At 73.0% G+C, this 19,896-nt stretch carries 17 protein-coding genes; all 17 read right to left on the bottom strand.

Going from position 1 to position 19,896, the window contains the following annotated elements; all coding sequences use genetic code 11:
• Positions 1–52 precede the first annotated feature (52 nt).
• Positions 53–1,510: a glutamate synthase subunit beta gene (locus tag ACZ4TW_RS06635; RefSeq protein ID WP_465541350.1), complete on the bottom strand. Its 1,458-nt coding sequence runs from the start codon at positions 1,508–1,510 to the stop codon at positions 53–55.
• Complete coding sequence (gltB, locus tag ACZ4TW_RS06630; RefSeq protein ID WP_465541437.1) at positions 1,503–6,026, bottom strand: glutamate synthase large subunit; 4,524 nt, start codon at positions 6,024–6,026, stop codon at positions 1,503–1,505. The genes ACZ4TW_RS06635 and gltB overlap by 8 nt, the downstream gene beginning before the upstream one ends.
• Before the next feature lie 166 nt (positions 6,027–6,192).
• Entirely contained in the window at positions 6,193–7,185 is a 993-nt protein-coding gene (lgt, locus tag ACZ4TW_RS06625; protein ID WP_465541348.1) for a prolipoprotein diacylglyceryl transferase, read from the bottom strand.
• Positions 7,186–7,250: 65 nt separating this feature from the next.
• On the bottom strand, positions 7,251–8,036 hold the full coding sequence (gene trpA / locus ACZ4TW_RS06620; RefSeq protein ID WP_465541346.1) for a tryptophan synthase subunit alpha: 786 nt from the start codon (positions 8,034–8,036) through the stop codon (positions 7,251–7,253).
• Positions 8,033–9,238, bottom strand: coding sequence for a tryptophan synthase subunit beta (trpB, locus tag ACZ4TW_RS06615; RefSeq protein WP_465541345.1), 1,206 nt, complete (start codon positions 9,236–9,238; stop codon positions 8,033–8,035). Before trpB ends, trpA begins: the two co-directional genes overlap by 4 nt.
• Before the next feature lies 1 nt (position 9,239).
• Positions 9,240–10,010, bottom strand: a complete 771-nt coding sequence (gene trpC / locus ACZ4TW_RS06610; RefSeq protein ID WP_465541343.1) for an indole-3-glycerol phosphate synthase TrpC — start codon at positions 10,008–10,010, stop codon at positions 9,240–9,242.
• 3 nt (positions 10,011–10,013) lie between these two features.
• Complete coding sequence (locus ACZ4TW_RS06605) at positions 10,014–10,244, bottom strand: DUF6704 family protein (RefSeq protein ID WP_465541341.1); 231 nt, start codon at positions 10,242–10,244, stop codon at positions 10,014–10,016.
• Positions 10,245–10,276: 32 nt separating this feature from the next.
• On the bottom strand, positions 10,277–10,915 hold the full coding sequence (locus tag ACZ4TW_RS06600) for a Trp biosynthesis-associated membrane protein (RefSeq protein WP_465541339.1): 639 nt from the start codon (positions 10,913–10,915) through the stop codon (positions 10,277–10,279).
• A gap of 11 nt (positions 10,916–10,926) precedes the next feature.
• The gene (locus tag ACZ4TW_RS06595; protein ID WP_465541337.1) at positions 10,927–12,462 is read right to left on the bottom strand and encodes an anthranilate synthase component I; all 1,536 of its coding nucleotides are present in this window, start codon (positions 12,460–12,462) and stop codon (positions 10,927–10,929) included.
• Positions 12,459–12,908: a phosphoribosyl-AMP cyclohydrolase gene (gene hisI / locus ACZ4TW_RS06590; protein WP_465541335.1), complete on the bottom strand. Its 450-nt coding sequence runs from the start codon at positions 12,906–12,908 to the stop codon at positions 12,459–12,461. The genes ACZ4TW_RS06595 and hisI overlap by 4 nt, the downstream gene beginning before the upstream one ends.
• Positions 12,905–13,666: an imidazole glycerol phosphate synthase subunit HisF gene (gene hisF / locus ACZ4TW_RS06585; protein ID WP_465541333.1), complete on the bottom strand. Its 762-nt coding sequence runs from the start codon at positions 13,664–13,666 to the stop codon at positions 12,905–12,907. Before hisF ends, hisI begins: the two co-directional genes overlap by 4 nt.
• A gap of 11 nt (positions 13,667–13,677) precedes the next feature.
• On the bottom strand, positions 13,678–14,517 hold the full coding sequence (gene hisG / locus ACZ4TW_RS06580; RefSeq protein WP_465541331.1) for an ATP phosphoribosyltransferase: 840 nt from the start codon (positions 14,515–14,517) through the stop codon (positions 13,678–13,680).
• Between the two features lie 47 nt (positions 14,518–14,564).
• The gene (locus ACZ4TW_RS06575) at positions 14,565–14,828 is read right to left on the bottom strand and encodes a phosphoribosyl-ATP diphosphatase (protein WP_376950775.1); all 264 of its coding nucleotides are present in this window, start codon (positions 14,826–14,828) and stop codon (positions 14,565–14,567) included.
• A 9-nt stretch (positions 14,829–14,837) separates the two neighbouring features.
• The gene (gene rpe / locus ACZ4TW_RS06570; protein WP_465541328.1) at positions 14,838–15,506 is read right to left on the bottom strand and encodes a ribulose-phosphate 3-epimerase; all 669 of its coding nucleotides are present in this window, start codon (positions 15,504–15,506) and stop codon (positions 14,838–14,840) included.
• 40 nt (positions 15,507–15,546) lie between these two features.
• Entirely contained in the window at positions 15,547–16,983 is a 1,437-nt protein-coding gene (locus ACZ4TW_RS06565; RefSeq protein ID WP_465541326.1) for an RsmB/NOP family class I SAM-dependent RNA methyltransferase, read from the bottom strand.
• Positions 16,980–17,915, bottom strand: a complete 936-nt coding sequence (fmt, locus tag ACZ4TW_RS06560; RefSeq protein WP_465541324.1) for a methionyl-tRNA formyltransferase — start codon at positions 17,913–17,915, stop codon at positions 16,980–16,982. The genes ACZ4TW_RS06565 and fmt overlap by 4 nt, the downstream gene beginning before the upstream one ends.
• 38 nt (positions 17,916–17,953) lie before the next feature.
• Positions 17,954–19,894: a primosomal protein N' family DNA-binding protein gene (locus ACZ4TW_RS06555; protein WP_465541323.1), complete on the bottom strand. Its 1,941-nt coding sequence runs from the start codon at positions 19,892–19,894 to the stop codon at positions 17,954–17,956.
• Between the last annotated feature and the right edge of the window lie 2 nt (positions 19,895–19,896).

The raw sequence follows: 19,896 nt of genomic DNA, 5'->3' as shown, positions 1-19,896 counted from the left end.
GGTTGTGCGCCGTAGCGCTGATACGGACTCGTCGTGCGCCGGGGGGCGCGGGTCAGATGGCGAAGGCTCGCGCGTTCGCGGGGATCGGGCTCGGCAGCTGCGTCTCACCCTCAAGGTAGCGGTCGACGGCCGCGGCCGCAGCACGGCCCTCGGCGATGGCCCACACGATGAGCGACTGGCCGCGGCCCGCGTCGCCCGCGACGAACACGCCGGCCTCCGAGGTCGCGTAGTCGGCGCCGCGGGCGAAGTTCCCGCGGTCGGTGGACTGGAGGCCGAGCTGCTCGCCCGCCGCGTCCGTCTCGGGTCCGGTGAAGCCGAGGGCCAGGAGCACCAGGTCGGCCGGGATCTCCCGCTCGGTGCCGGCCTTCGGCACGCGGCGGCCGTCGAGGTACTCGGTCTCGGCCACGCGGATGGCGCGGACCTCCCCCGCCTCGTTGGCGAGGAACTCGACCGTCGAGGCGAGGTACTGGCGCACGCCGCCCTCCTCGTGCGCGCTCTGCACCTCGAACAGCGTCGGGTGCATCGGCCACGGCTGCTCGGTCGGCCGGGTGGGGCTCGGCTGCTTGCCGATCGCGAGGTTCGTCACCGACAGCGCGCCTTGGCGGTGCGCGGTGCCGATGCAGTCGGCGCCGGTGTCGCCGCCGCCGAGGACGACGACGTGCTTGCCCTCGGCCGTGATCTGGTCGAACACCTCCTCGCCGGCGATGCGACGGTTCGCCTGGACCAGGTACTCCATGGCGAAGTGCACGCCGGGCAGGTCGCGCCCGGGGATGGGCAGGTCGCGCGGCACGAGCGCGCCCGTCGCGACGACGACCGCGTCGTACCGGCGGCGCAGCTCGTCCCACGAGAGGTCGACGCCGATCTCGACGCCGGCGCGGAACCGGGTGCCCTCGGCGGTCATCTGCGCCAGGCGCGCGTCGAGGACCTTCTTCTCCATCTTGAAGTCGGGGATGCCGTAGCGCAGCAGGCCGCCGATGCGGTCGTCGCGCTCGTAGACGGCGACCGTGTGGCCCGCGCGCGTGAGCTGCTGCGCGGCGGCCAGGCCCGCGGGTCCGGAGCCGACCACGGCCACGGTCTTGCCGGTGAGGCGACCGGGCGGCTGCGGCTGCACCCATCCGTTGCCGAACGCCTGGTCGGCGATCGAGACCTCGACCTGCTTGATGGTGACGGCCGGCTGGTTGATCCCGAGCACGCACGCCGACTCGCACGGCGCCGGGCAGAGCCGGCCCGTGAACTCGGGGAAGTTGTTCGTCGCGTGCAGGCGCTCGCTCGCCGCGCGGCCCTCGCCGCGCCACGTGAGGTCGTTCCACTCGGGGATCAGGTTGCCGAGCGGGCAGCCCTGGTGGCAGAACGGGATGCCGCAGTCCATGCAGCGCCCGGCCTGCCGGCGGAGCTGCGCCGAGTCGCCGGCCTCGTAGACCTCTTTCCAGTCCATGATGCGCACCGGCACGGGGCGCCGCTTCGGCAGCTCGCGCTCGGTGACCTTCAGAAAGCCCTTCGGGTCAGCCACCCGTCACCTCCAAGATTCTGGTCCACACGACGTCGCCGTCGGGGTCGAGCCCCTCGTCGACCGCCGTCTGACGGGTACGGAGCACTGCCGCGTAGTCGCGCGGGAGCACCTTGGTGAAGCGGTCGAACGCGGAGGCCCCCTCGGCGAGGAGGGTGGCCGCGACCGCGGAGTCGGTGTGCTCGAGGTGCTGCTCGAGCAGGTCGCGCACGATCTCGTGGTCGGCGCTGCCGAGCGGATGCAGCTGCAGCTCGCCGCTCGAGAGTGCCTCGCGGTTCACGCGCGACTCGGCGAGGTCGAGCACGTAGGCCGTGCCGCCCGACATGCCCGCGCCGAGGTTGCGGCCGGTCGCGCCGAGGATGAGCGCCAGGCCGCCGGTCATGTACTCGAGCGCGTGGTCGCCCACGCCCTCGACCACGGCGGTCGCCCCGGAGTTGCGCACCAGGAACCGCTCGCCCACGATGCCGCGGATGAACATGCTGCCCTGCGTGGCGCCGTAGCCGATCACGTTGCCGGCGATGACGTTGCGCTCGGCGGCGAAGCCGGCCTCGCGCGACGGGCGCACGATGATCTGGCCGCCCGAGAGGCCCTTGCCGACGTAGTCGTTCGAGTCGCCCTCGAGCCGCAGGGTGATGCCGCTCGGCAGGAACGCGCCGAACGACTGGCCCGCGGATCCGGTCAACGTCACGTCGATCGACCCCGTCGGCAGGCCCTGAGCTCCGTGCCGCACGGTGACCTCGTGGCCGAGCATCGTGCCGACGGCGCGCTCGGTGTTGCGGATCGGGAGCGAGACCTCGATGCGGCCGCCCTGCTCGAGCACGAGCTGGCTGCGGCGGATGAGCTCGTTGTCGAAGTGCTCGTCGAGCTCGTGGTCCTGCGCGCGACTGTTGCGGCGCGGGTCCGACTCCGAGAAGTCGGGGCCGACGAGCACCGGCGTGAGGTCGAGGCCCGACGCCTTCCAGTGCGCGACGGCGCGATCGACGTCGAGCAGCTCGCGACGGCCGATGATCTCGTCGAGCGACCGGTAGCCGAGCTCGGCGAGGTACTCGCGCACCTCCTGGGCGATGAACTCGAAGAAGTTCACGACGAACTCGGGCTTGCCCGTGAACCGCTTGCGCAGCTCGGGGTTCTGCGTGGCGACGCCGACCGGGCACGTGTCGAGGTGGCAGACGCGCATCATGACGCAGCCCTCGACGATGAGCGGGGCCGTGGCGAACCCGAACTCCTCGGCGCCGAGCAGCGCGCCGATGACGACGTCGCGGCCGGTCTTCAGCTGGCCGTCGACCTGCACCACGACGCGGTCGCGCATCCCGTTGAGCATGAGCGTCTGCTGCGTCTCGGCCAGGCCGAGTTCCCACGGGGTGCCCGCGTGCTTGAGCGAGTTCAGTGGGCTCGCGCCCGTGCCGCCATCGTGACCCGAGACGAGGATGACGTCGGCCAGCGCCTTCGCGGTGCCGGCCGCGACCGCGCCGATACCCGACTGGCTCACCAGCTTGACGTGGATGCGGGCGCCGGGGTTGGCGCGCTTGAGGTCGAAGATCAGCTGCTTGAGGTCTTCGATCGAGTAGATGTCGTGGTGCGGCGGCGGCGAGATGAGTCCGACGCCCGCGGTCGCGTGCCGGGTGCGGGCGACCCACGGGTACACCTTCGTCGGCGGGAGCTGGCCGCCCTCGCCGGGCTTCGCGCCCTGGGCGAGCTTGATCTGGATGTCGTCGGCGTGCGTGAGGTACATGCTCGTGACGCCGAAGCGGCCGGATGCCACCTGCTTGATCGCGCTGCGACGCTCCGGGTCGAGCAGCCGGTCGAGGTCTTCGCCGCCCTCGCCGGTGTTCGACTTGGCGCCGAGCCGGTTCATGGCGATCGCGAGCGTCTCGTGCGCCTCCTTGGAGATCGAGCCGTAGCTCATCGCGCCCGTGGAGAACCGCTTGACGATCGACTCGATCGGCTCGACCTCGTCGAGCGGCACGGGCGTGCGGACGCCCGTGCGGAGCGCGAACATGCCGCGGAGCGTCATGAGCTGCTCGGCCTGCGAGTCGACCATCTCGGTGTATTCGCGGAAGACGTCGTAGCGGCGGTTCCGCGTGGAGTGCTGCAGGCGGAACACGGTCTCGGGGTTGAACAGGTGCGGTGAGCCGTCGCGACGCCACTGGTACTCGCCGCCCGTCTGCAGGCGCTCATGCGCCCGCACCGCGGCATCCGCCGGGTAGGCAACGGCATGGCGCGCGAGGTTCTCGGAGGCGATCACGTCGATGCCCACGCCGCCCAGCTTCGAGGTCGTGCCCGTGAAGAACTCGTCGATGAAGTCCTGTGCGAGCCCGACGGCCTCGAAGGCCTGGGCGCCCGCGTACGACGAGATGGTCGAGATGCCCATCTTCGACATGATCTTCAGCACGCCCTTGCCGAGCGCCGTGATGACGTTGCGCACGGCCTGCTCGGGCGTCACGCTCGCGAGGACACCCGAGCGGACCAGGTCCTCGCAGGTCTCCATCGCGAGGTACGGGTTGACCGCCGACGCGCCGAACCCGACGAGCAGCGCCACATGGTGCACCTCGCGGACGTCGCCCGCCTCGACCACCAGGCCGACGTTCATGCGGGTCTCGGAGCGGATCAGGTGGTGGTGCACCGCCGAGAGCATGAGCAGCGAGGGGATCGGCGCGAGGTCCTTGGTCGAGTCGCGGTCGCTGAGGACGATGAACGACGCCCCCTCGTCGATCGCCTCATCGACCTCGCGGCACAGCTCGGCGAGCCTCGCGCGCAGGCCGTCGGGGCCGTCGTCGACGCGGTAGAGGCCGCGCAGCGTGCGGGACGCCCGGGCGCCGGTCGGCGCGGTCATGTGCACGATCTTCGCGAGCTGGTCGTTGTCGATCACCGGGAAGTCGAGCGAGACCTGGCGGGCGTGCTCGGCGCCCGCCGAGAGCAGGTTGCGTTCGGGCCCGAGCGACGTCGCGAGCGAGGTCACGACCTGCTCTCGGATCGAGTCGAGCGGAGGGTTGGTGACCTGCGCGAACTGCTGCGTGAAGTAGTCGAAGAGCAGGCGCGGGCGCTGCGACAGCACCGCGATCGGCGTGTCGGAGCCCATCGCGCCGATCGGCTCCTGGCCGGTGGCGGCCATGGGAGCGAGGAGGATCTTGACCTCCTCCTCGGTGTAGCCGAAGGTGCGCTGGCGCCGGTTCACCGAAGCCGGCGGGTGCACGATGTGCTCGCGCTCGGGCAGGTCGGCCAGCCGGATGCGGCTCTCGTCGAGCCATTCCCCCCACGGGGCGGATGCCGCGAGCTCGGACTTGATCTCGTCATCCTCGATGAGGCGGCCCGCCTCGGTGTCGACGAGGAACATGCGGCCCGGCTGCAGCCGCCCCTTGCGGACGACCTTGCGCTGCGGCAGGTCGAGGACCCCGATCTCGCTCGCGAGGACGACGAGCCCGTCGTCGGTCACGAGGTAGCGGCCCGGGCGGAGGCCGTTGCGGTCGAGCGTCGCGCCGACCAGCGTGCCGTCGGTGAACACGATCGCGGCGGGCCCGTCCCACGGCTCCATGAGCATCGAGTGGTACTCGTAGAACGACCGGCGGGCGGGGTCGATCTCGGTCTGCTTCTCCCACGCCTCGGGCACCATCATCATGACGGCGTGCGGCAGGCTCCGGCCGGCGAGCGTGAGGAGCTCGACGACCTCGTCGAACGAGGCGGAGTCGCTCGCTCCCGGCGTCACGATCGGCATGAGCGGGGCGAGGTCGCCGAGGACCTCCGACTCGAGCTGCGACTGGCGCGCGCGCATCCAGTTGCGGTTGCCCTGGATGGTGTTGATCTCGCCGTTGTGCGCGATCATGCGGAACGGCTGCGCGAGCGGCCACGACGGGAACGTGTTCGTCGAGTACCGCGAGTGCACGAGCGCGAGCTTCGAGGCGAACCGCTCGTCGGAGAGGTCGGGGTAGAACGGCTCGAGCTGGAGCGTGGTGACCATGCCCTTGTAGACGAGCGTTCGACTGGACAGCGACGCGAAGTACAGCTCGAGCTCGCGCTCGGCGCGCTTCCGCAGGCGGAAGGTGAGGCGGTCGAGCGCGATGCCCTCGAGGTGCTCGCCCTCGGACGTGGTCGCGGCGCTGCGCACGTAGAGCTGCTGCACGACCGGCATGGCGGCCCGGGCGAGCGTGCCGAGCTCGTCAGGGCGCACGGGGACCTCGCGCCATCCGAGCACGTCGAGGCCCTCGGATGCCGCGATGCGCTGCAGCTGCTGCTTCACGCCGCTGCGCGCGGTCGGGTCGACCGGGAGGAACGCGTTGCCGACGGCGTAGCTGCCCGCGGGCGGAAGCGGGAAGCCGGCGACCTCGCGCAGGAACGCGTCGGGCACCTGGGTGATGATGCCCGCACCGTCGCCCGTGCCGGCGTCGGAGCCCACCGCGCCGCGATGCTCGAGGTTGCGGAGCGCGTCGAGCGCGGCCGTGATGATGTCGTGGCCGGCGGTGCCGCGCAGGGTCGCCACCATGGCGAGCCCGCAGGCGTCCTTCTCGGCGGCCGGGTCGTACATGCCCTGCGCGGGCGGCACGGTTCCGAACCTGGAGTGGGGAGGGGGGAGCGACACGTTGGACCGTCCTCGGTGTATCGGTGGCAACGGGGACGACGTCGGCCCACGATGGAGGATTCGCGGCGCTAGGTGCGGCGCCGCGGCGGAGAACGCGGTGGTGGCGGGGCCCCTACGAGGAGGCCGAGCGGCTCGAGCTTGTGGCAGCCGGCTCGCCGGGTTCGTTCTCACCCTCGACGCCATCGTCGAGAGAGTCTGAGTCGGACTCGGTATGGTCGTCCGAGTCTACCTCAGCATCTGCGGGCGTCCATTCACGGCCCGGGCGGTAGACGCTCGGCTCGATGCCGGGGTGCCGGCGACGCTGCACGAGGATGATGACCAGGCCGATGAGGATGGCGAGGAAGGAGGCCCACACGTTCGACCTGATGCCGAGGAACATCTCGCTCGGGTCGACGCGGATGGTCTCGAACACCGCGCGGCCGACGCCGTACCAGATGAGGTACGCGCCGAACATCATGCCCCAGCGGAGGCGGAAGAACCGCTCGAGCGCGAGCAGCACGACCACGCCGGCCACGTTCCAGACGATCTCGTAGAGGAACGTCGGGTGGAAGAGCGTGCCGTCGGCGAGGCCGGCCGGGAACGCCGCGTTGGTCGATTCGATCTCGAGGCCCCAGGGCAGGTCGGTCGGCCAGCCGTAGAGCTCGTGGTTGAACCAGTTGCCGAGGCGCCCGATCGCCTGGGCGAGCAGCAGGCCGGGCGCGAGCGCGTCGGCGAAGGACCAGAATCGCAGGCCGGTGAGCCGGCACGCGATGATCACGCCGATCGCGCCGCCGATGAGCGAGCCGTAGATGGCGTTGCCGCCCTCCCAGATCGCGAAGATCCGCCACAGCTCCTGGCCGGCGAAGTAGTCGTCGGGGTGGGTGAGCACGTGGTAGATCCGAGCGCCGATGATGCCGAGCGGCACCGCCCAGAGCACGACGTCGAGCACGATGCCCGGCTCGGCGCCGCGCTTGGTGAGCCGGCGCGAGGTCATGATCGTCGCGACGATGATGCCGACGAGGATGAAGAGCGCGTACAACTGGATGTTGAGCGTGCCCCAGGGGACGGGGATCTCGAGGGTGCGCCACTCCGGGTCGGGGCTCGGGATGCTGATCGGTGCGATCACGCCGGCGTCTGCCTTTCGTCGATGGTGCGGGGCTCGCCGCGCGCGGCGGCCTCGTCGAGACTACTTCACTTGCGGGCGGTGCCGCGCGCGAGCTCGGCCGCGAGCGCGCCGGCCGCGTCGACGCCGCCGTCGGCCAGCGCCTTGACGAGCGCGGAGCCGACGATCGCGCCCTCGGCGTACTCGAGCACCTCGGCCACCTGCGTCGCGCTCGAGATGCCGAGGCCGACGCAACTCGCCTCGGAGCCGGAGTCGCGCAGGCGGTCGACGAGCGTGCGGGCCGCCTGGTCGACGTCGGTGCGCGCACCGGTGATGCCCATGGTCGAGACCGCGTAGACGAAGCCGCGGCTCGCGTCGACGGCCTGCCGCAGGCGCGCGTCGGTCGAGGTGGGTGCGGCGAGGAACACGCGGTCGAGGCCCGTGCGATCGGACGCCGCGATCCAGTCGGCCGCCTCGTCGGGGATGAGGTCGGGGGTGATGAGCCCCGCTCCCCCGGCGGCCGCCAGGTCGTCGGCGAACCGGTCGACGCCGTACTGCACGACCGGGTTCCAGTAGGTCATGATGAGCACCGGCGCGTCGACGCGCTCGGTGATGCGGCGCACGGCCTCGAAGCCGTGCGCGAGGCGGAACCCGTTCGCCAGCGCCTGCTGCGTCGCGGCCTGGATGACCGTGCCGTCCATGACGGGGTCGGAGTACGGCAGGCCCAGCTCGAGCACGTCGACGCCGTTCTCGACGAGTGCGACCGCGGCCTCGACGCTCTCGTCGAGAGTCGGGAAGCCGACCGGCAGGTACCCGATCAGCGCGCCGGCGGCCTCCTCGTTGCGGCGACGGATGACGGGACCGACGTGCCTCACTGCGCTTCCTCGTCGTACAGGCCGAAGTACTTCGCGGCCGTGTCCATGTCCTTGTCGCCGCGCCCCGAGAGGTTCACGAGGATCGTGGCGTCGCGGCCGAGCTCGCGGCCGAGATCGAGGGCGCCCGCGAGCGCGTGCGCCGACTCGATCGCGGGGATGATGCCCTCGGTGCGCGTGAGCAGGCGCAGCGCCTGCATCGCCGCGTCGTCGGTGACCGGACGGTACTGCGCGCGGCCGAGCGCGGCGAGCCACGAGTGCTCGGGACCCACGCCCGGGTAGTCGAGCCCGGCGGAGATCGAGTGCGACTCGATCGTCTGACCGTCGTCGTCCTGGAGGAGGTAGCTGCGGGCGCCGTGCAGCACCCCGGGCCGGCCCTTGGAGATCGTCGCGGCGTGACGGGGCGTCTCCACGCCCTCGCCGCCCGCCTCGAAGCCGTACAGGGCGACGTCGCCGTCATCGAGGAAGGCATGGAAGATGCCGATCGCGTTCGAGCCGCCGCCGACGCACGCCGCGACCGCGGTCGGAAGCGCGCCGGTCAGGTCGAGCACCTGCTGCCGGGCCTCCTCGCCGATGACCTTCTGGAAGTCGCGAACCATCTCGGGGAACGGGTGCGGACCGGCGACCGTGCCGAAGATGTAGTTCGTGGACTCGACATTGGTCACCCAGTCGCGCATCGCGTCGTTGATCGCGTCCTTCAGCGTGCGGGAGCCGGTCTTCACGGCGATGACCTCGGCGCCGAGCAGGCGCATGCGGGCGACGTTGAGCGCCTGGCGCTCGGTGTCGACCTCGCCCATGTAGATGGTGCAGTCGAGTCCGAAGAGCGCCGCGGCCGTGGCGGTCGCGACGCCGTGCTGGCCGGCGCCGGTCTCGGCGATCACGCGCCGCTTGCCGATGCGCTTGGTGAGCAGCGCCTGGCCCAGCACGTTGTTGATCTTGTGCGAGCCCGTGTGGTTCAGGTCTTCGCGCTTGAGGATGACGCGGGCACCGCCGGCGTGCTCGGCGAAGCGCGGCACCTCGGTGATGATCGAGGGCCGCCCGGTGTAGCTGCGACCGAGCTCGTCGAGCTCGAGCTGGAAGTCGGGGTCGAGCTTGGCGAGGGTGTACGCCTCGCTCAGTTCGTCGAGCGCGGCGATGAGCGACTCGGGGACGAACCGCCCGCCGAAGTCGCCGAAGTACGGACCGGTCTGGGTACGGAGGGCCATGTCACACCGCCAGGAATGCTGAGAGGTTCGCGATGGGATCGCCCGTCACGAGGGCCTCGCCCACGAGCACCACGTCGGCGCCGGCGGCGCGGTAGTGCGCGACGTCGGCCGCCGACAGCACGGCCGACTCGGCCACGCGGATCGCCCCCTCGGGGAAGCGGTCGGCGAGGCGGCCGAACAGGTCGCGGTCGAGTTCGAAGGTGGAGAGGTCACGGGCGTTCACGCCGATGAGCCGGGCGCCGAGCCGGGCGGCGCGGTCGAGCTCCTCGGCGGAGTGGGTCTCGACGAGGGCCGTCATGCCGAGCTCGATGATGAGCGCGTACAGCTCGGCCAGGGTGTCGTCGTCGAGGGCGGCGACGATCAGCAGGACGAGGTCGGCGCCGGCCGCGCGGGCCTCGTACACCTGGTACGGCGTCGCGATGAAGTCCTTGCGGAGCACGGGCAGCGAGACGGCCGCGCGCACCGATTCGAGGTCGGCCAGCGAGCCGCCGAACTTGCGACCCTCGGTGAGCACGCTGATGGCGCTCGCTCCGCCGAGTTCGTACGTGCGCGCGAGGGCGGCGGGGTCGTCGATGGTCGCGAGCGAGCCGCGCGAGGGGCTCGATCGCTTGATCTCGGCGATGATCTTGACCCGGTCGCCCGGAGCGAGCGCCGCCAGGGCGTCGATCGCCGGCGGACGCGCGCGCGCCGCGGCCCGGACCTCGGCGAGGGGCCGTTCGGCACGACGCGCCTCGGCGTCGGCGACCGAGTTCGCCGTGAGCTCGGAGAGCACGCGTCAGTGCGCCTTCGGCGCGATCTTCGCGCCGTCGACGCCGTATCCGGCGCGGGCGAGCGCCCAGCCCGCCACCGCACCGACGATGAGCAGGCCGGCCGACGCCCACACGAGCCACTGCAGGTCGAGGAAGAACGCGACCGTGCCGATGGCGAAGGCAAGGAGCATGATGACCACGGCGGTCCACGCCGCGGGCGAGTGTCCGTGGCCGGGGTCAGCGTGCTCAGTGCTCATGGTGCTCCTTCTGTGCGGTGATCGGTGAAAGTCTAGCGGGTGCCGTCGTGCGGCTCGTCGCCGTCGGCGGTCGGGTCGTCGCCGCGGCTCAGCCCGTCCCAGTCGTCGACGGCGCGATCGGATGTCGCGGCCGGCCGCGACGCGTCGGCCGCCAGCCGCACGCCGCCGCCGTAGCGGCGGGACGTGGGCCACGCGCGCCCCGTCGCGACGACCAGGAGTCCGGCGAGTGCGACCAGCGCTCCGCCGGCGATCGCGATCGCGGGCCACGCCGACGTGGCGACCGACGCCGCGAGCGCGGCGGTGGATTCGGCGCCGGCGACGCCGGTGGCCTCCGCGATCGCCCCGGACACGGCGGAAAGGGGGTCGGCGAGCGTGATCGACGCAGCGAGCACGAGGCATCCGCCCAGCACCGCCGCAAGCAGTCCCAGCACGATCCGGATCAGCGGTCCGGCGATCGCGAGCGCGCCCGCGAGTGCGAGGCCGGCCAGTGCGAGCGCGGCGATCGCCGGCGACGCGACCGCACCGCCGACCTCGAGCGTCGACGCGCCGCCCGCGGATGCGCCCTCGACGAGGGTCACGGCGAACCACGTCTGGCTCCATGCGAGCAGCGCGAGGCCCGAGCCGGCGAGGATGCCGACGATCGCGGGCAGTTTCATGCGGTCGGGTCTCACGCGCGCGACCCCTAGCGCACGCGGCGCATGGCGTTGGCGACCGCGACCGCACGCAGCGGCGCGGCGGCCTTGTTGACCGACTCCTGGAACTCCGATTCGGGGTTGGAATCGGCCACCAGCCCGCCGCCGGCCTGCACGCGCGCGACACCGCCCGAGATCGTGGCCGTGCGGATCGCGATGGCGAGGTCGGCGTCGCCGCCGAACCCGAAGTAGCCCACCACTCCCCCGTACACTCCGCGCTGCGCGGGCTCGAGCTCGTCGATGATCTCGAGCGCGCGCGGCTTCGGCGCACCCGACAGCGTGCCGGCCGGGAAGGTCGCGCGGAACACGTCGATCGCGTTCGCGTCGCCGCGCAGGTCGCCCTCGACGGAGGACACGATGTGCATGATGTGGCTGAACCGCTCGACGCGCATGAACTCGGTGACCTCGACGGAGCCCGCGTCGCACACCTTCGCGAGGTCGTTGCGCGCGAGGTCGACGAGCATGAGGTGCTCGGCCTGTTCCTTGGGGTCGGCCAGGAGCTCGGCCTCGAGGTCGGCGTCGTCCTCGGGCGTGGTCCCGCGGGGCTTGGACCCCGCGATGGGGTGCGTGTACACGCGCCCGTCCTCGACCTTGACGAGGGCCTCGGGCGAGGACCCGACGATCCAGTACGGCTCGCCCGCGACATCCTCGAGGTGCAGGAGGTACATGTAGGGGCTCGGGTTGAGGCTGCGGAGCACGCGGTAGACGTCGACCGGGTGCGCCGTCGCCTCCTGCTCGAAGCGCTGCGAGATGACGACCTGGAAGATGTCGCCCTCGCGGATGTAGTGCTTCGAGCGCTCGACCGCGGCGAGGAAGTCGGCCTTCTCGGTGCGGTGCCGGGGCTCGGGCGCACGGGAGAGGTCGATCTCGGCGAGGTGCGCCTCGGCCGGCTGGGCGAGCGCGGCCTGGAGGCGGTCGAGCCGCGCCTGCGCGTCGCCCCAGAGCGCCTCGGGCGCCTCGCCGAGGTCGTTCAGCACGGATGCCACGAGCTGCACGGTGCCCGTGCGGTGATCGATCACGACCAGCTCGGAGACGAACGCGAAGGCCTGCCCCGGCACGGAGAAGTCGGCGGGCGGGCGATTGGGCAGGTGCTCGATCTGGCGGATCGCCTCCCAGCCGATGAAGCCGACGAGGCCGCCCGTGAGCGGCGGCGCGCCGGGCACGTCTTCCGTGGCCCAGCGCTCGTACAGGGCCTCGAGCGCGGCGAGGGGCTCGAGACCGTCGGATGCCGCCCCGAGGGCGCGCTCGCGCGAGAGGCCCATGTCGATCCAGTCCACGGCGCCGTCGCGCTCGGTGAGCACGCCGTACGACGCGGCGCCCACGAACGAGTACCGCGACCAGATGCCGCCCTGCTCGGCGGACTCGAGCAGGAACGTGCCGGGACGGTCGCCCGCCAGCTTGCGGTAGATGCCGACGGGCGTCTCGCCGTCGGCGAAGAGCTCGCGGACGACGGGCACCACGCGGCGGCCGGGCAGCAGGGCGGCGAAGTCGTCGAAGCGGGTGGTGGCGGTGCGCGTGTCCGTCATCGTGCTCCTCCGGGTTCGACGGGCGGGTCGGCGGGGTCGGGATCGGTGCCGGGCGTTCCCTCCACGACGGCCAGCGGGTCGCCGTCGAAGCAGGTGCGCGTGCCGGTGTGGCAGGCGACGCCGACCTGCTCGACCTTCACGAGCAGCGCGTCGGCGTCGCAGTCGAGCGCAGCGGCCTTCACGTACTGGGCATTGCCCGACGTGTCGCCCTTGCGCCAGTACTCCTGCCGCGAACGCGACCAGAACGTCACGCGGCCCTCGGTCAGCGTCCGTCGCATGGCCTCGCGGTCCATCCAGCCGAGCATGAGCACCTCGCCGGTGTCCCACTGCTGGATGATCGCGGGCAGCAGCCCGTCGGCGTTGAACGCGGCGCGGTCGACTGCGCCGGCGTCGGGCACCCAGGCCTCGCTCGTGAACTCCAGCTCCTCGTCGCCGGTGCCGTTCATCGCACGGTCCTTCCGTCCTCGGCGAGCGCCCCCTTGACGTCGCCGATCGTGAGCTCGCCGTTGTGGAACACGGACGCCGCGAGCACGGCATCGGCGCCGGCCGCGATCGCCGGGGCGAAGTGCTCGACCGCACCCGCGCCGCCCGAGGCGATCACGGGCACGCTCGAGAGCTGGTGCATCAGCCCGACGAGCTCGAGGTCGAAGCCGGCCTTGGTGCCGTCGGCGTCGATCGAGTTGACCAGCAGCTCGCCCGCGCCGAGGTCGATGGCCCGCCGTGCCCACTCGAGCGCGTCGAGGTCGGTCTCGGTGCGGCCGCCGTGGGTGGTCACGACGAAGCCCGAGCCGGTGCGGTCGGAGCGCTTGACGTCGAGCGAGAGCACGCACACCTGGGCGCCGAAGCGGTCGGCGATCTCGGCGATGAGCTCGGGGCGCGCGATCGCCGCGCTGTTGACGCCGATCTTGTCGGCGCCGTGGCCGAGCAGCCGGGCGACATCCTCGTCGGACCGAACGCCGCCGCCCACGGTCAAGGGGATGAAGACCTGCTCGGCGACCTGCCGAACCATGTCGTAGGTCGTCGCGCGCTCGTCGACGGTCGCGGTCACGTCGAGGAACGTGAGCTCGTCGGCACCCTGCTCCGCGTAGCGGGCCGCGAGCTCGACCGGGTCGCCCGCGTCGCGCAGGTTGAGGAAGTTGACGCCCTTCACGACGCGGCCGCCGGCGACGTCGAGGCACGGGATGACACGGACGGCGAGGCTCATGCGCCGCTCCCCTACAGCCGCGCCGCGTGGATCGCGCTGACGAGGATGGCGCGCGCGCCGAGCGCGTAGAGCTCGTCCATGACGTGGTTCATCTCGGTGCGCGGGATCATGACGCGCACCGCGACCCACTCGGGATCGTGCAGCGGCGATACCGTCGGCGACTCGAAGCCGGGCGCGACCTCGGTGGCGGCCTCGAGCTGCGCCACGGGAACGTCGTAGTCGAGCAGCACGTACTGGCGGGCCACCAGCACGCCCTGCAGGCGCCGCACGAGGGTCTGCGTGCCGGGCTTCTCGACGCCGGAGCCGATGAGCACGGCCTCGGACTCGAGGATGACGGGCCCGAAGATGTCGAGCCCGGCCTTGCGGAGGGTCGACCCCGTCGAGACCACGTCGGCCACGGCGTCGGCGACGCCGAGCCGCACCGCCGACTCGACCGCGCCGTCGAGCTTGACGAGCTTCGCGGTCACGCCGCGCCGGGTCAGGAAGTCGCCGACGAGGCCGGGGTAGCTGGTCGCCACGCGAACGCCCTCGAGGTCGTCGAGCTCGGTGAATCCGCCCGGCGCGCCCGCGAACCGGAACGTGGAGTCGCCGAACCCGAGCGGCGCGATCTCGGTCGCCTCGGAACCCGAGTCGAGCAGCAGGTCGCGACCGGTGATGCCGACGTCGAGCGCGCCCGAGCCGACGTACGTCGCGATGTCCCGCGGTCGGAGGTAGAAGAACTCGACCCCGTTGCGGGGATCGGCGACGATGAGTTCCTTGGGGTCGCGACGGCCGGTGTACCCGGCCTCGTAGAGCATCTGCGCGGCGGTCTCGGAGAGCGAGCCCTTGTTGGGCACGGCGATTCGGAGCATTCCCTGGCTTTCGTGTCGACGGAAGTGATCTGCGGTCATGTGCGTGATCACAGATGTCGGTACACGTCGGCCGGGGTCAGTCCCTTCGCGAGCATGAGCACCTGGAGGTGGTAGAGCAGCTGCGAGATCTCCTCGGCCGTCTCGGCGTCGCCCTGGTACTCGGCGGCCATCCAGACCTCGGCCGCCTCCTCGACGATCTTCTTGCCGATGGCGTGCACGCCGGCGTCGAGCTGCCGGACGGTGCCGCTGCCCTCGGGGCGAGTGCGGGCTTTGTCCTCGAGCTCGACGAAGAGGTCGTCGAAGGATTTCACCCGACCAGCCTACCGATGCGCGTGCGGGTGCGACGCCACGGCGTCGCGCAGGAGCGCGATCTGCTCCTCGGGCACGCCGCGGAACACGGCGGAGCCCGCGACGAACGTGTTCGCGCCCGCCTCGGCGGCGATGCCGATCGTGTCGGCGGAGATGCCGCCGTCGACCTGCAACCAGACGTCGAGTCCGGCGTCGGCGACCGCGTCGGCGACGCGCGCGAGCTTGGGCATCGTCTCGGGCATGAAGGACTGGCCGCCGAACCCGGGTTCGACGGTCATGACGAGCACCTGGTCGAACTCGTGGAGCACCTCGAGGAATCCGTCCACTGGGGTGCCGGGCTTGAGCGCGATGCCGGCGCGGGCCCCGATGTCGCGCAGCCGGCGCGCGAGCGCGACGGGGTCGCGCGTGGCCTCGGCGTGGAAGGTGACCGACGCGGCGCCCACCTCGGCGTAGCCCGGCGCCCACCGGTCGGGGTCCTCGATCATGAGGTGCACGTCGAGCGGGATGGGCGTGACCTCGACGAGGCGCTCGACCATCGGCAGGCCGAACGTGAGGTTCGGCACGAAGTGGTTGTCCATGATGTCGACGTGGACGAGGTCGGCGCTCGAGATGCGGCCGAGCTCGCGCTCGAGGTTCGCGAAGTCGGCCGCCAGGATGCTCGGGTTGATGCGCGTGGGCATGCCCACGAGCCTACCGGCGCGGCTGTGGGCGATGACGCGCTCAGCGCTTGCGCACGAGCGCGATGAACATCGCGTCGGTCCCGTGGCGGTGCGGCCACAGTTGGACCGTGCGGCCGTCGCCGGCGAGGTCGAGCGGATGGCGCGAGAGCCCTTGCACGATCGCGGCCGTGTCGAGCGGCTCCGCCTGGGTTCCCCACCGCTCGAGCGCGCGGCCGAGCGTGCCGTGCGTCTCGGCCGTGTGCGGGGAGCACGTGACGTACGCGAGCACTCCCCCGGGCGCGAGCGCACGGAACGCGGCATCCGCGAGCTCGCCCTGCAGGGCCGTGAGCTCGGCGACGTCGGCGGGCGCCTTGCGCCAGCGAGCCTCCGGACGGCGCCTGAGCGCGCCCAAGCCGGTGCAGGGCGCGTCGAGCAGGATCCGATCGAACCCCTCCGGCGCGCCGAGCTCGGCCGGGTCCACGTCGCGGCCGTCGCCCTCGCGCACGGTCACCTCGAGCGGGACGGGCGCGATCGCACGTCGTACGAGGTCCGCTCGGGCCGGGACGACCTCGTTCGCGACGAGCTCGGCCCCGCCCGCGCGCGCCTCGGCGGCGAGCAGCGCGGTCTTGCCGCCGGGGCCCGCGCAGAGGTCGAGCCACCGCTCGCCTTCGCGGACGGGGGCGACGCGGCTGAGCGCGAGCGCCGCGAGCTGCGAGCCCTCGTCCTGCACGCGGACGCGACCGTCGTGCTGTTCGACGACCCGCAGCGGCTCGTCGGCGGTCAGGCCCACCGGCGAGTACCGGTCGGGCTCGCCCAGGGAGTCCGGGTCGTCGACGAGCCCGGGCAGCGCCGCGAGGTTGACGCGCGGCGATGCGTTGTCGGCCTCGAGCAGCGCGACGAGCTCGTCGCCGCGGCCCTCGCGCTCGAGTGCGGCGCGCAGCGCGCGCACCACCCAGACGGGGTGCGAGTGCACCGCGGCGAGCGCCTGGTCGGGCGAGCCCGCCTCGTCGGCGACGAGCTCGCGCCATCCGTCGGCCTCGCGACGGGAGACGGTGCGCAGGACCGCATTGACGAACCCGGCGGCCTGCGGGGCGACCCGGCGCGCGAGCGCCACGGACTCGTTGACGGCAGCGTGGGTCGCCACCCGCGTGGAGAGCAGCTGGTGCGCGCCGAGCCGCAGCACGTCGAGCACCGGTGCGTCGATGGCGTCGACCGGCCGTCCGGCCGCGATCGCGATGACGGCGTCGTAGGAGCCCTGCCGTCGCAGCGTGCCGTACGTCAGCTCGGTCGCGAGCGCGGCATCGGCGTCGGACAGCCGCGCTCGCGTGATGCGCGCCGGCAGCAGCAGGTTGGCGTAGGCGTCGGAGTCGCGGACCGCAGCGAGGACGTCGTAGGCGACCAGCCGCGCCGGCGAGACCGGCTCGGGCCGACCCGGTCGTCGGGCGCGGCCGCCGGGCGGTCGTCGACGGGACCCGCTGCGCCGGCGATCGTCGGTCATCGCGCCTCCGCCCGCCCGACCCCGAGTCCGCGCCACCAGTCCGCGGCCGCCATCGCCGTGCGTCCGGCGGGCTGCACCCGCCGCAGCTCGAGCGCGCCGTCGCCGGTCCCCGCCAGCACGCGGCGGCCGACCAGCCGCAGTTCGCCAGGCGCGAGGCCGGGAGCCTCGCCGTCGACGGTCGCGGGCGCCGCGTCGAGCACCTTCAGGCGGACGCCGTCGACGTCGGTGTGCGCGCCCGGCTCGGGCGTCACCCCGCGGAAGCGCGCGTCGACCTCGGCCGTCGGCCGGGTCCAGTCGAGGCGCGCGTCGTCGATCGTGAGCTTGGGCGCGAACGTCGGCTCGCCGACCTGCGGCATGGCGAGCGCGGCGCGGCCGGCGATCGCGTCGACGACCTCGGCGACGAGGTCGGCCCCGGATGCCGCGAGCGACTCGAGCGCGAGGCCGGCCGTCTCCCCCGGTGCGACGGGCCGGGTGCGCACGGCGTACACGTCGCCCGCGTCGAGCTCGGGCACGAGGCGGAACACGCTCGCGCCGAGTTCGGCGTCGCCTGCGATCAGCGCGTGCTGCACGGGGGCGGCGCCGCGCCAGGCGGGTAGCGCCGAGAAGTGCAGGTTGATCCAGCCGTGCGCGGGCGTGGAGAGCAACGGCTCGCGGACGAGTCCGCCGTAGGCCACGATGACGCCGAGGTCGGGACGCAGCGCGGCGATGCGCTCGGTGGCCTCGTCGTCGAGCCGGCGCGCGTCGATGACCGGGAGCCCGAGGCGCTCTGCGGCCTGCGCGACCGGCGAGGGCGTGAGCACGCGCTTGCGCCCGAGCGGCGCAGGCGGGCGGGTCACGACGCCGACGACCTGGTGGGACGAGTCGGCGAGCCGGTCGAGGGCGGGCACGGCGGCGGCGGGCGTTCCCGCGAACACGATCCGGAGGTGGGGCACCACCCCATCATCCCAGCCGCTCGGCACGACCTCGGCGATCAGGGCAGGTCGGGATCGTCCATCCGCACCCGGAGGGTCGGCGGGCGACCGGGCCGGCGACCGGCGACCGGCCTGCGCCGCTCGGTGGCGGCACGGATCGCCTCGGCCTTCAGACGCGCGGCGACCTCGGTGCCCTGCGCGTAGCCGAATCGCACGATGGCCCGCTCGAGCGACTCGTCGACCGGAGTGGGGCCGAGCACGTCGACGCCCTCGAGCCCGCGGATGCGCTCCAGGCCCTCGGCGAGCCGCTCGCGGTCGGAGACGACGGAGGCCATCCGCACGGCGGGCGGGAACCGCAGGGCCCGGCGCGACTCGAGCTCCTCGGACGCCCACGCCGGCTGCGTCCAGGTCGCGAGCGCCGTGCCCAGCGCCCCGCCGACGCCCACCAGGAAGACGGGCGCACCGGGGGCGGCCAGCGCGGCCGCGTTCGACCACCAGCGCAGGCAGTCCTCGGCGACTCGGAGCGACTCGCGCAGCAGCATCCGCTCGCCGTCGAGCAGCAGCACGGCCCGGTACCCTCCGTCGGCGATCGGCTCGGCGCCGCGCGTCGCCACGACGAGCTGCGGATCGGCGCCGACCCGGAGGATCGGCCGCTCTCCGTCGGAGACCACGACCCGCGAGCGCGGGAAGGCGCGCCCGAGCTCCTCGGCGGTGCGGCTCGCGCCGACCACGGCGGCGCGCAGCTTCGTGCCCTCGCACACGCGGCAGCGCCATCGGCTCGCCGTCGTGCCGCACAGCACGCACGCGGCGGGACCGCCCGAACGCGGGACCGCGAGGGCGCCGGCGCACGCCGTGCACCGCGCCGGCTCGCGGCAGCGGTCGCACACCAGCATCGGCGCGTGCCCGGGACGCGCCACCTGGACGAGCACCGGGCCGTGCCCGATCGCCGCCCGGGCCTCGCGCCATGCCGCCGACGGGATCCTCGCGCCGCCGCTCTCGGGCGCCGCCTGCTGCTGGGTGAGGACGACGCGGGGACGGGCGCCTCGACGCAGCGGGACGTCGTGCACCCACCCGAGCTCGACGAGTCGCTGCACCTCGACGCTGCGCGTGTGCGCGAGGAACACCAGGGCGGCGCCGCTCTGCTCCTGCCGGATCAGCGCGGCGTCGCGCACGTGCACCCCCGGCGCCAGCGGCTCGGCCTGCAGCGGGTCGCCGTCGTCGAACACGGCGATGAGCCCGAGGCGGCTCGCGGGCGCGTACACGGTCGACCGGCTGCCGATCACGATGCGCGCGGCGGCGCCCGTCGCGTCGAGGAAGCCCCGGAACCTCGCGGGACCGGACTGCCGCGCGTCGGTGCGGATGGCGCGACGCGGGTCGACGAGCTCGGCGAGGGCCGCCTCGAGTTGCTCTTGGTCGCGGTAGTCGGGAACGGCGATCACCGACGAGCGGTCGTGGGCGAGCACGTGGGCGGCGGCCTCGGCGAGCGTCACGGCCCACGCCCCGACCCATGCACCGGAGCGCAGCCGGACCGGGCGGGCATCGGCGGCCAGCGCCATCCGCTCGCCCGCGGCGAGGCCGCGCTCGACGCGACCGGGTTCGTAGCCGTCGAGCGCCGGCGCCGACCCGGGAAGCGGTCCCGGCTCGCCGGGATCGGCGCGCCAGGCCTTCTCGGCGCGCACGTACCGGCCAGGGATCGCGATGCGCAGGATGTCGCTCGCGTTGCCCGCAGCACGGTCGGCCGCGGCGCGCGCGAGCCGCCACACGTCGGGCATGAGCAGCGGCACGTCGGTGACGACGTCGTCGACCTCGCTCAGCTCGCCCCGGTACTCCGAGCGGTCGGTGAGCTCGACGACCCACGCGTGCGCGATGCGACCGCCCGAGCGCAACGGCACCCGCACGCGCACGCCCGGAGCGACCGACTCGGCGAGCCGGCCGGGCACGCGATAGTCGAGCAGCTGGTCGAGCTGCGGCAGCGGCGAGTCGACGAGGACCCTCGCCACCG

This window comes from Agromyces sp. NPDC029043 (assembly GCF_055564615.1).
Note: the sequence above shows the minus strand (reverse complement) of the source record. Positions and strands in the feature narration are given on the sequence as shown.